The 11,809-nt window shown below is 49.2% G+C and carries 13 protein-coding genes; 11 read left to right on the top strand and 2 right to left on the bottom strand.

Annotated elements, in window-relative coordinates; translation table 11 throughout:
• Positions 1 to 27 precede the first annotated feature (27 nt).
• From LLH06_RS20090 to LLH06_RS20045, 10 genes are all read left to right on the top strand, one after another.
• Positions 28 to 660, top strand: coding sequence for an ABC transporter ATP-binding protein (locus LLH06_RS20090; protein ID WP_228171074.1), 633 nt, complete (start codon positions 28 to 30; stop codon positions 658 to 660).
• Between the two features lie 75 nt (positions 661 to 735).
• Positions 736 to 3,579, top strand: a complete 2,844-nt coding sequence (locus LLH06_RS20085) for a M16 family metallopeptidase (protein ID WP_228171073.1) — start codon at positions 736 to 738, stop codon at positions 3,577 to 3,579.
• Between the two features lie 56 nt (positions 3,580 to 3,635).
• A complete protein-coding gene (gene efp, locus LLH06_RS20080) occupies positions 3,636 to 4,199 on the top strand; it encodes an elongation factor P (protein ID WP_228171072.1) in 564 nt (187 codons plus the stop codon).
• 72 nt (positions 4,200 to 4,271) lie between these two features.
• On the top strand, positions 4,272 to 4,775 hold the full coding sequence (locus tag LLH06_RS20075) for a hypothetical protein (RefSeq protein ID WP_228171071.1): 504 nt from the start codon (positions 4,272 to 4,274) through the stop codon (positions 4,773 to 4,775).
• A gap of 52 nt (positions 4,776 to 4,827) precedes the next feature.
• Complete coding sequence (locus LLH06_RS20070) at positions 4,828 to 5,466, top strand: O-methyltransferase (protein ID WP_228171070.1); 639 nt, start codon at positions 4,828 to 4,830, stop codon at positions 5,464 to 5,466.
• A 2-nt stretch (positions 5,467 to 5,468) separates the two neighbouring features.
• A complete protein-coding gene (locus tag LLH06_RS20065; RefSeq protein WP_228171069.1) occupies positions 5,469 to 5,999 on the top strand; it encodes a glucosaminidase domain-containing protein in 531 nt (176 codons plus the stop codon).
• 83 nt (positions 6,000 to 6,082) lie between these two features.
• Complete coding sequence (locus LLH06_RS20060) at positions 6,083 to 7,024, top strand: glucosaminidase domain-containing protein (RefSeq protein ID WP_394800336.1); 942 nt, start codon at positions 6,083 to 6,085, stop codon at positions 7,022 to 7,024.
• Between the two features lie 117 nt (positions 7,025 to 7,141).
• Positions 7,142 to 7,888 carry a carboxypeptidase-like regulatory domain-containing protein gene (locus LLH06_RS20055; protein WP_228171067.1) on the top strand — a complete coding sequence of 249 codons (747 nt, stop codon included), beginning with the start codon at positions 7,142 to 7,144 and terminating at the stop codon, positions 7,886 to 7,888.
• The gene (locus tag LLH06_RS20050) at positions 7,885 to 8,208 is read left to right on the top strand and encodes a hypothetical protein (protein WP_228171066.1); all 324 of its coding nucleotides are present in this window, start codon (positions 7,885 to 7,887) and stop codon (positions 8,206 to 8,208) included. Before LLH06_RS20055 ends, LLH06_RS20050 begins: the two co-directional genes overlap by 4 nt.
• 66 nt (positions 8,209 to 8,274) lie before the next feature.
• On the top strand, positions 8,275 to 9,390 hold the full coding sequence (locus LLH06_RS20045; protein ID WP_228171065.1) for a DUF3078 domain-containing protein: 1,116 nt from the start codon (positions 8,275 to 8,277) through the stop codon (positions 9,388 to 9,390).
• 160 nt (positions 9,391 to 9,550) lie between these two features.
• Here LLH06_RS20045 and LLH06_RS20040 read toward each other — a convergent pair whose 3' ends face one another.
• The gene (locus LLH06_RS20040) at positions 9,551 to 10,918 is read right to left on the bottom strand and encodes a PAS domain-containing protein (protein ID WP_228171064.1); all 1,368 of its coding nucleotides are present in this window, start codon (positions 10,916 to 10,918) and stop codon (positions 9,551 to 9,553) included.
• Positions 10,919 to 11,222: 304 nt separating this feature from the next.
• Between LLH06_RS20040 and LLH06_RS20035 the strand changes: the two genes are divergently transcribed.
• Positions 11,223 to 11,438, top strand: coding sequence for a hypothetical protein (locus tag LLH06_RS20035; protein WP_228171063.1), 216 nt, complete (start codon positions 11,223 to 11,225; stop codon positions 11,436 to 11,438).
• Positions 11,439 to 11,440: 2 nt separating this feature from the next.
• Here LLH06_RS20035 and LLH06_RS20030 read toward each other — a convergent pair whose 3' ends face one another.
• Positions 11,441 to 11,656: a hypothetical protein gene (locus LLH06_RS20030; RefSeq protein WP_228171062.1), complete on the bottom strand. Its 216-nt coding sequence runs from the start codon at positions 11,654 to 11,656 to the stop codon at positions 11,441 to 11,443.
• Positions 11,657 to 11,809 lie beyond the last annotated feature (153 nt).

Genomic DNA, 11,809 nt, shown 5'->3' with positions numbered 1-11,809 from the left:
CGCTTTCACGGTCATGAACCATCTATTATGGACCATGCACTGAACATCACCTTAGCCAATACCGGCCGCCGCTTTAACCGCGACTGGATATTCAGGGGTATCGATCGCACCTTTACCTCGGGCAGCAGCTATGCGGTGTTAGGCCCCAATGGTTCTGGAAAATCCACTTTACTTCAAATACTGAACGGCAGCCTGTCTCCCTCTGAAGGCAAGGTCAGCTTTAGCTATGCAGGGAAGGATCTGCACGTGGAGGACCTTTATCGCCACGTAAGTTTGGCCGCCCCTTACCTCGAACTCATCGAGGATTTCACGCTACTGGAAGTGATTGAGATGCATTTTAAGTTCAAGCCTTATGTGCCCGGGATGGATCAAGCAGGCTTGATCGATATGTTAGGTATGCAGGCCAGCCGCAACAAACTGGTGCGCTACTTTTCATCAGGCATGAAACAGCGGCTCAAACTGGCCCTGGCCTTCTGTTCAGACACGGTCATGCTGATGCTCGATGAACCTACCGCCAACCTGGACGTGCAGGGAGCTCATTGGTACCGTACACTAGTAGAACGCTTTGCCAAGGGCAGGCTGGTGATCGTAGGCTCTAACCAGGAGCAGGAGTATGACTTTTGCACCGAGCATTTACTCATCACCGACTTTAAAAAATAGCCCACGGTTTAATACGGAGCGGTCTGGCGTGGTTGCTTTAAAAAGTTTAAATTAGCTGCAACGCGATTTAACTTCATGAAAAGATCCTCGATCATCACAATTGCCCTGCTTACGGCAGGTGCCACTGCATTTGGCCAGGCCAAGCTGGTGGAAAAGGTGACCAAGACCGGTACCGGTCTGGTGATCCCCTACGAAAAATATGTATTACCCAACGGCCTTACCGTTATCCTGCACGAGGACCATTCTGACCCCTTAGTACACGTGGATATGACCTACCACGTAGGTTCGGCACGTGAAGAGATAGGCAAATCAGGCTTCGCCCACTTCTTTGAGCACATGATGTTCGAGGGATCGGAGCATGCACCTAAAGGTGTACACGATAAGATCACCATCGGTAACGGTGGTATGAACAATGGCTCGACCAACCGTGATCGTACCAACTATTATGAGACCGTACCGGCCAACGTATTGGAAAACGCGATATGGCTTGAGGCCGACCGCATGGGCTTTTTGCTGGGACAAGTAACGCAAGAGCGCTTCGAGATACAGCGCGCCACCGTGAAGAACGAACGTGGCCAGAATTATGATAACCGCCCTTACGGTTTGGTAAGTCAGTATTCAAGCAAGAACCTTTATCCATACGGTCACCCTTACTCGTGGCTCACCATCGGCTATATCGAGGATCTGAATCGCAGCAATGTTAACGACCTTAAGAATTTCTTTTTGCGCTGGTATGGTCCTAACAACGCTACCCTTACCATTGGTGGCGATCTGAACTCGGCCAGCACCATCAAACTGGTAGAGAAGTATTTTGGCACTATTCCTCGTTGTCCTGAGGTGAAGCCTGTGGTAGCACCACGGGTAAGCCTTAGCGCTAACCGCTACGTATCGTATACCGATAATTATGCAAGGTTGCCATTACTGGCCATCACCTATCCTACCGTACCGAACTATGATAAGGATATGGCCGCGTTGGATTGCCTAGCCGAGATATTAGGCCAGGGCAAGAATTCGGTGCTGTACCAGACCGTTGTTAAAAAGCAACTTGCCCTGCAGGCCTCGGCTTACCAAAGCAATACCGAACTGGCCGGCGAGTTCACCATCCAAATGGTACCGCTGCCGGGCAAAACACTGGCCGATATGGAACAGCTTTACCGTGCTGCATTGGATAGCTTAGAGAAACGCGGTATTACTGAAGAGGATATGGCCAAGTTCAAAGGCAGTATCAAGTCGCAATCGATCAACAGGCTGCAAAGTGTGGAAGGTAAGGTATCGGAGTTGGCCCAGTTCCAAACGTTTACCGGTGATCCTAACCGTGTGCAAAAAGAGATCGATCAATACACCGCATTGACCCGGCAGGATGTGCTGAACGCTTACAACAAGTACATCAAGAACAAAGGCGCTGTGATCGTGAGCGTGTTGACCAAAGGCGGCAACATCGCGGCAGCTAAAGCTGATAACTACACCATTGATACCACCCACTACAAAGCCCCTGACTATGGTTATGCCGGCCTAAAATACAAACCGGGCAAAGATAATTTTGACCGTAGCAAAGCGCCGGCATTAGGTCCGGTTCCTGTGACCAAGGTGCCGCTTTACTGGACCAAGACACTGCCTTCGGGCGTGAGAGTGATCGGCTCAGAGAATGCCGAGGTGCCGGTGGTGACCATGAACCTGACCATTCCGGGGGGCCGTTTGGCCGATGGTGCCGACCTGTCAAAAGCTGGCTTATCGAGCATGTTCGCGGCTATGATGAACGAGGACACTAAAAATTATACTGCCGAAAAATTTGCGGCCGAACTGCAAAAACTGGGTAGCAGCATCTCGATCGGTAATGATGTGGATGGATTGGTCTTCCGCGTACAATCGCTAAAAGCCAACTTAGGCAAAACTATCGCACTGTTGCAGGAAAGGTTATTGAACCCTAAGTTCACGCAAGAGGCGTTCGACCGTTTAAAAAAACAACGCCTCGAATCGTTCAAGCTTGCCAAAGCACAACCGGCCGCTATTGCCGGTGTGGTATTCGCCAAGCTGAACTATGGTGCTGACAATGTGCTGGGGCTGCCTGAGGCCGGTACCGAACGTACCGTAGCCAACATCACGCTGGCCGACGTACAAAACTACTACAACAATTATCTGACCTCGAACGGTGCTAAAGTGGTGATCGTAGGTGATATCAAGGAACCGGCCGCACTGGCTCAATTGGGTTTCCTGAGCAAGTTGCCATCTAAAAAGGTAACGCTGGCTGCGCCTGCTGCAGCCTTGCCTGTGGCCAAGACCAAGATCTATCTGGTGGATGTGCCTAAGGCCGCTCAAACCCAATTCAGTGTGGGCTATGGTAACAACCTGCGTTATGACCCGACCGGCGAGTACTACAAATTCTACATGGCCAATTATCCGCTCGGTACCGATTTTACCAGCCGCTTGAACACTTACCTACGGGAGACCAAAGGCTGGACCTATGGGGCCAGCACACGTGTAAGTGCCGATAAATATGCCGGTGGTTACCTCTTTAGTTCTGGTATCCGCGCACCATCGACCGATAGTGCATTGGTAGCCTTGATGGACGAGCTAAAGAATTATATCACCAATGGCCCAACTGCCGAGGAAGTTGTGTTCCTGAAAAAGGCGATCGGGCAGGGTAATGCTTTGCGTTTCGAGACCGGTCCGCAAAAAGCAGGCTTCATCTCACGCATATTGGATTACAACTTACAGCCGACCTACGTAGCCAAACAGACCGCCATGTTGAATAGCCTGACCCCGGCCCAAGCCACTGCTATAGCTAAGCAGTACATCCAGCCTGATAAGCTGAACATACTATTGGTTGGTGATAAGGCACGCATCCTGCCTGGCCTGCAAAAGTTGGGTTACGACATTGTGGAGCTGAATGCCGATGGCGATCCGGTAGAGGCTAAGTGATTAACTGTTTGTATGTTTGCCATGAAGTGGCTAAGTTTGCACCACTAAAATATATTATGTCTAAAGCATCAGAAGTAAAAAATGGGAATATACTCCGCTTTAACGGAGAATTAGTGCAGGTTGAGGAGTTCATTCACCGTACCCCAGGTAACTTACGTGCCTTTTACCAGGCCCGTATGCGTAACGTTAAGTCGGGTAAATTGGTAGAATACCGTTTCCGTACCGATGAGGAGGTGACCATTGCCCGTGTGGAGACCAATGATTACCAGTACTTGTACGAGGATGGTAACGATATGGTGGTAATGGATAACACCACTTATGAGCAATTCAACGTCCCTAAGTTCCTGTTCGGTAACTCTGTTAAATTTTTGAAGGAAGGTGTGAACGTGATCATCGCTTTTGAAAGTGATGAGCCGATCATGGCACAAGCACCAGCTTCTGTAGAGTTAGAGATCACTTACTCGGAGCCAGCCGTTAAAGGTGATACATCGACCAACGCCTTGAAGGCCGCAACAGTGGAGACCGGTGCCGAGATCCGCGTACCGTTGTTCATTAACGAAGGCGATAAAGTAAAGGTAGATACCGCTACCGGGGCTTACATCGAGCGTGTAAAAGGTTGATCCAACTTACATATCATATCAAAAGAGGCCTGAGTTATCAGGCCTCTTTTTTGTGACCTACCCATACGCGTTTTGAAAAAACTAAGTCATGCCCACTTTTGGGAGTACCTATTAGGTCTGGGTTTCGCCGCCTTCCTGACCTTGAAGCTGCTGTATCAGCAAGATAAGCCTAAGAGCGAGCATTTGCATATTCAGCGCCGTATAGCTTCCATCGCGAAGACCTACCAGGACCTGCCTTCGCGTGATGCTGGTAAGTACCGTTATCTCACTCTCGAAAACTTTGACAAACCACTTGAGCTTTTCGTCGGCCATGATCAGTTCGAATTTGCCCCGGAAGTTGACAAGGTAGACCAGCTCAAACCCGGCGATGTGATCGATGTGTACTACGAGGACATTTACAAGGAAGAGGAGCAATCAGTAAGGCGGGGTGTGTACACGATCGAAAAGAACGATGTTCCGTTCTATAAAGAAGGTGACAGCCGTAAGCCGCTGGCCAACGGGATCATGGGCATTATCGTACTCACGCTGATCGGGTTGTTATACCTGAAATCGAAGGGCTGGATAGGCGAACGGTGAGTGACAGATCCGCGTCAGGAACGGCTAATTTCAAAATGCCTACCTTTGCCGCATGGAGATACTGGATCCTGAACTGCAAGCCTACCTCGATACCCATTGCGATGCAGAGCCTGAGGCATTAAAAAAAATAGGTCGTGAAACTTATTTGAAGCAGTTGAAACCGCACATGATGAGCGGCCATTACCAGGGTCGGCTGCTCAGCATGCTGAGTAAAATGATACAGCCTAAACTGGTGTTAGAAGTGGGCGCATTTACCGGTTATGCCACTATTTGCCTGGCTGAGGGCCTTGCCGAAGGAGGTAAGGTACACACCATTGAAGGCAACCCCGAGCTGGAGGATACGCTCCGAAACAATTTCCAACTGGCTGGCGTACAAGGACAAATAGAGCTGCACATGGGCGATGCCTGTGAGATCTTATTTGGATTAACCGAAAATGTTTACGACCTTAGTTTTATTGACGCGGATAAGAAGAACAATCTTACTTACTTCGAGTTGATCATTGACAAGTTACGACCGGGAGGTTTAATAATAATTGATAACGTACTTTGGAAAGGAAAAGTGTATGGCGATGCTAATGATGCCGATACTCAACTTTTCAGAGAACTAAATGACAGGATAGCTGTTAACACACAGGTTGAAAAACTAATACTACCTGTGCGCGACGGCGTACTCATCATCAGAAAAAAGTAATTATGAAGAAACTCTTACTGTTCGCCTGTTTGTTAGCCACCACCTTTGCGGCATCAGCACAACAAAAGAACACATCTGATTCTTACATCGATAAGTTCAAAAACAATGCCATCCGCATCATGCACGAGAGCGGCGTTCCGGCCAGCATCATTTTAGCTATAGCCATGCACGAAAGTGCTAACGGTAACAGCAAACTTGCCCGCACACAGAACAACCACTTTGGCGTAAAAGGCAGAAGCCCTGTATCAAATATCGGACGCAAGGCCACCAGGTCATCTTATAAACAATACGATTCGGCCATGGAGTCGTTCCAGGATTTTGCCCGCATCATGACCGAGCGTAAGCAGTTCAGTCATTTATCAAGCAGTCTTTCACATTATGATTACAAAAGCTGGGTAAAAGGTATACAGCGCAGCGGATATGCCAGCAGTCGTAAATGGGGCTCACAGGTTTTAGGCCTGATCCACAAATATGATCTGCACGCTTACGATGAGCAACCTGATTCAGCCAACGCCGAACCTAAAAAGCACTAACAAAGATACCTGACGTTATCAAGGCCGTTCAGCGAATTCTGTACGGCCGTCTTTCATAACGTTATTCCACGCAAGGCCCTGTGATCAAGAAGCTGTTCTATTTTTCTGTCATCGTATTAGCACTTTCGGCGTGTTCAAGCCGTAAAAAGACGGTGGGCGGTGTCATGACCAATACTCCGCGTGCTAAAGAAACCCCAACTATTCCTAAAGAGGTCGCTAAGACCAACAATGAGCGTGTACAACGCGAGAACAAAGTAACACCAGGAACGCTTACCTATCCTGCTTATACCGTAGCTAGCTACGTTGACCGTTTTAAGGCCATTGCCATTAAGGAAATGAATCTTTATGGTATCCCTGCCAGTATCACGCTGGCGCAGGGACTATTCGAGTCGGGTTTTGGTAACGGCGAACTGGCCCGTGTGGCCAATAACCACTTCGGCATCAAATGCACCAGCGACTGGACCGGCCGCAGCTATTATAAGGATGATGATCGCCCCAATGATTGTTTCAGGGTATACAATAACCCTGAGGAATCATATCGTGACCATTCGGAATTCCTAAAACGTAAGCGTTACGCCAAGTTATTCGAACTGGACAAGAACGATTATGAAGGCTGGGCCTTTGGCTTGAAGGAGTGTGGTTATGCCACCAATCCGCAGTACCCTCAATTGCTGATCAACGCCATCGTTAAATACAACCTGGCTCAGTATGACCGCCCCGAAGGCGAGATACAAAAGATCAAGCGCGAGGACCGCGTACTGGCCCAGATCAACAAGAATGCGGGTAAAGCTGCCAAGGATTCGATCGTAAGCATTGCCCCTGGTTCGCTTTATCCGGGCAGCCGCAATAACACCCCGACGACCATATCGTCATCTACGCAGGGGCGGTACTACACCGTTACTACCGGCGATACGCTTTACAACATCTCCAAACGTTTTAACCTCACTGTTGATCAGCTTAAAGCACTCAACAACATGACCGATAATAGCATCAAGATCGGTCAGCAACTCATCATAGCACAATAATTGTTCATTGTTATGCGCCAGATCTGGCATGCCCGCATGGTGTTGTTAAAAATAGTTAACGCTATACCATAAGTGGCTAATTTGAGTTAATTATGCAGATCTGATAATTTTGCTTTGATGAGATACCGGCTATTGGTCATATTATGTGTTTTTGCCTTGGGCGCCTTTGCTCAGGATAAACCGCTGGCCGGTCTTGTATTTGATCGCAATACCAAAGAGCGTATCGCGTTGGTGAACATTCGTAACCTGCGTAACGGTCAGTCGGTGTACAACAATTTAAAAGCCGAGTTCAGGATCCAAGGTCAGCCCGGCGATCTGCTGGTGCTGAGTAAAATGGGCTATTTTACCGACACGATCAAAGTGCAAGCTAAAGGTGACGTATTGGCCTACCTGAAAGCCAGCAGTATCGTACTCAAGCCCGTGAACGTTCGCGATACGGTACTCAGTGCCCAAAAAAGATTAGAACAGACCAAGCGTGATTACACCAAGGTGTATGGCTCACTTGCGCGGCGTGATCTGCTTACCCTATCGCCCGGGGCGGGTGCAGGCTTGAGCATCGATGCTATATGGAACATGATCAGCCGAAGCGGGCGCAACGCGGCACACCTGCGCGAACTCATTGAGCAGGACTACAAGCTGAACGTGATCGATCAGCGCTTTAACCGTACGCTGGTTGAAAAGGTGACCGGCCTGAAAGATCAACAGCTCACTAATTTCATGAACCGCTACCGGCCCAGCTACTACCAGGCATCTACCGCCAGTGATTATGAATTCCTGAGTTGGATCAAAGGCAACTTGAAGCGCTTCAAACGCAATCCTAACTATATCGCTCAGGATCCCTTTGCCAGCACGCCGCAGCAATGAGGCCGCCAGTGATCATAGCGCCATGGTTAAAGGTAGATGGCATGGCCTTATTCCCCTTCATTTTAGTGCGTAACCGCCAACTCATGACCGATGAGGTACTGATCAGGCACGAGACCATTCATTTAAGGCAGGCCGCAGAGCTGCTGGTGATCCCATTTTATCTATTCTATCTGATCAATTATTTGATAGGGCTCGTGCGTTACCGCGACCACCATCGGGCCTACATGCATATCGTTTTTGAACGGGAGGCTTATGCGCACGAGAACGATAGGCAGTACCTGAAACAACGCAGACTTTGGGCTTGGACGAAATATATTTGATTCTAAAGAGCCTATTTGTTCATAGATCTTTAAACAAAGGACATTTTTCTTTTACTTTGTTGTAATATGTTACGACCTATACTCGTATCTGCCATCGCCTTTTTATTTTGCTGTGATCTGAGCTACGCTCAAACCGATAGCCTGCGAAGGGTGGATAGCCTCAACCGTGCATTGGCCGAACAAATGCGCCTTGCATCTGATAGTGTACGCCGCGCCGATAGCTTGCGCCGCGATGCCATCAAGATAGACACCAACCTGTTGAGCCGCTTGCGCATCGACCCTCGTCGTAATGCACTGCCTCAGCGCTACCGCCCGTTGCTGATCCGGCCAAGCCTGATCCCTGTTACCATGATGGACTATAAGGTGAGCTACTGGCACAAGGCAGTGTTGTTCGGGGTCAACTTTAACCAGGCCGGGTTCAGTGATAACTGGGCCGGTGGTGGTGTTAACTCCTTTGCATTGGGTGGTAACCTTGATCTTAAGGTGGAGTATAACAAGCAGCCGTTCGTATATACCACACAGCTGATCCTTTTATATGGTCGCAGCAAGAACAAAGGCCAATCGGGCCGTAAATCTAACGACCGTATATTTTGGGATAACAAGATAGCTACGCAACTCTCCAAAAGCTGGTTCCTGTTCGGATCATTAAGCTTTGAATCGCAGTTCGATAAGGGTTTTGTGTACGATGCCAACAACGTGTTGCCACCTGTACTGATCTCGAGTTTCATGGCACCGGGCTACATTACGGAATCATTCGGTTTTGAGTATAAGCCCACCAGCTACTTTGATCTGCGTATCGGTACAGGTACTGCCCGTCAAACCTTCGTACTCAACCATGATGTTAAATATACCAGTAACACAGTCAACAATGTGACCTCGGAGAGGGCTTACAATGTGGAACGCGGCAAAAACGTATATACCGAGCTCGCCTTTCAAGCCGTAGCCCTGTTCGATAAGGATATTATGCCCAACCTGCACTTAAATTCACGTTACCAGATCTTTGTTCCATATGGCCGTTCGATCGAGAACATTGACCATCGCTTAGATCTTACGCTGGCGGCACGTGTTAACCGTTTGATCAACGTGACCATTACCGGCGTGGCCCTTTATGATAAGGATCAGCGCCCCGGCATACAAGGCACCGAAAGTTTGGCCCTCGGCGTGGTATACCGCTTCCCGTGACCTGATCACTTAATGGCTATTCCGCTTAACATAAGTACAAAGCCCCGGCATGTAAATGTCGGGGCTTTGTACTTTATGACATTTATCTAAGGTCATCAAAGATTACACGGTGATCTCAAGTGAAAATATTAATAGGTTTTTGATTATGTAACTCAACCGGTCACTCTGCAATGGTGTCTTCGGTCTCGCTGCCGCTGGCCAGTAAAGTGATGGATCTGATCACCTCATCCAGCTCATTGGCCGATGCTATCAGGTATTCCAATATCTCGTCGCTCTCGCCCTCGCGTATACCTGTGGTGCGCAGTATATCTACCAAACCCATTACCCGGCAAAGCGGGGCCCTGATCACGTGCGATTGCAGCCACGTGATCTCGGAGAATTTGCGGTCGCGCTCTTCGATAACGTAACTTGCGGCTATCTCGGCACGTTTGCGGTCGTCAACATCTTGCAGGCTACCGTAAATACGGGTGCATTGACCATTCGCCACTTCGGCATCGCCGATCAAGCGTACCCACTTTTCGTTGCCGCGAGCGGTCACGATCAGCATCTCTACATCCATTTGCCCACCCTCGATGATCATACCGTTCAGGCGTTCTGATAAGGTCTGGCGTTCCTCCTCATCCTTGCACGCACTGATGCAGCTCATCAGGTCAGGTTTAAGGCTGTCATCCACCTCATATATGGCGCGTGTGATAGCCGACCAGTAAACCTTGCCGCTGGTCATATCTACCTCCCAGGCACCTATACGCGCCAGGGCCGACGAGCGGTCCAATAACGTATCCAGTTCCCTTTTTTCGGTCATGTTCTTGGCGGCGCCGAACACCAGTTCGGTCTGGTTGCCGTTCGAGGCCGTCCAGGCCAGCCACCTGATCTTACCAGTACGAGTAATGTAACGGTTCTCAAAATATAAGCTAAGGCCGGACTCGGTCGCGAATAGGCGCATGCGCTCCTTGCTTTGTGCCACATCATCAGGATGGATGAGGTCAAATATGCTGAACGTCAACAGCTCCTCACAGGTGTACTCCAGCAGGTAGCACATGGCCGGGTTGGCCATCCTGATCATCCCGTTAAGGTGTGCTGCACAAATAATATCGGGTACGGCATCAAATACCTGGCTGTAACCCACGGTAGATACCGGCACCAGGCTCTCAGGCTCGGTGGTCTCGGTCACGTCAATGAAGTTGCACACTACCGCCGCCACGTCATTTTCATGAAGCATATTGGTAAAGGTGCATTGAAAGCACACGTAAGATCCTGTAAGGGTACGGAAACGGACGCGTTTAGGTGACGAGTGCCCGGGTGTGGAAACGAAACCTGGCCAGAACAGGTCAAGATGAGGCCTGTCGGCCGGGTGCACATGATCAGCAATGCTTAGTTCGGCTGCGGCATCAGCGGTCAGGCCGGTCATGCGTTGCGCAGCCGGACTGATGTAGATCGGCCTAAGGCGCGCATCCAGCAAAATGATGCCGGTATGCCCCTTGTCGATCAGTTTTTCAATATCTATACGATCAGCAAAATGTGCAGCCATCTCAAGTCATCACCACAGGTACGAACAGCAATATCAATGACCGAAAGGTATACAGCTTTTGCCGACCAGGGGGATGGTCCGAACTGCTACAAAGGCGGTCAGAGGCAAAGGTTGCGTGTGAACGATGGTTAAACATACATCTATCAAAACCGCTTTCCTAATCGCAAGCTCAGATCTTCTTGAAAACGCAGGTAAATTAGCTTAAGCTAAAATATGATGTTCCTGAAAGTTAAAGATCGATCGTTGGTTCCGATGCGCTAACGTTGCACTTGCAGGTAACGGCCAATAAGATTATCTTTAAAAGATGGGATCGAATTTAACACCGCGGCAAAAATTCATTGTGCCTTTCCTGATCTTTAGTGCCATGATCGTGGTAGGTGTGCGTAGCATTTACAAAGGCATGTTGCTGCACCAGAACTGGCGTGTGGCTTTGGCCGCGATCGGTGTGGTATGCTTTACCACCATGCTGGGCATGATGCTGATCCAACTGGGTAAGCAGGAACGTGCACAAAAGAAGTAAGTTCAGCTGAAAGCCTCTCTAAAGGCCACCAGTACTGCTAAACGGGTATCCCGGTCAAGGTCAAGATCTTCGGGAAAGTCCGGCCGCAGAGGAACGTCGTCCTTGAACTCAATGGGGAAAAGCGCGATGAAGCCACTCTCGCTCACTTCGTACTGCAACCACTCGGTCCGCTCCCATATCTCCTTCAACTTCAGTTCAAATAAGCGTATATTTTCCATAAGTCATCGCTGCTCCTTATCGTGCGGGCTTGCCTTGCCCTGATAGCGGCTGCAAGTTACCCAGCATTGCTGATCAGGCAAACTTTTATTTTCACTGGTGCCTCAGCCGGGTAAATCGGATCTTTTAACTTTGTCGCTTTAAAAGAATTTGTG

It is taken from the genome of Mucilaginibacter daejeonensis (assembly GCF_020783335.1).
Classification (GTDB): domain Bacteria; phylum Bacteroidota; class Bacteroidia; order Sphingobacteriales; family Sphingobacteriaceae; genus Mucilaginibacter; species Mucilaginibacter daejeonensis.
Note: the sequence above shows the minus strand (reverse complement) of the source record. Positions and strands in the feature narration are given on the sequence as shown.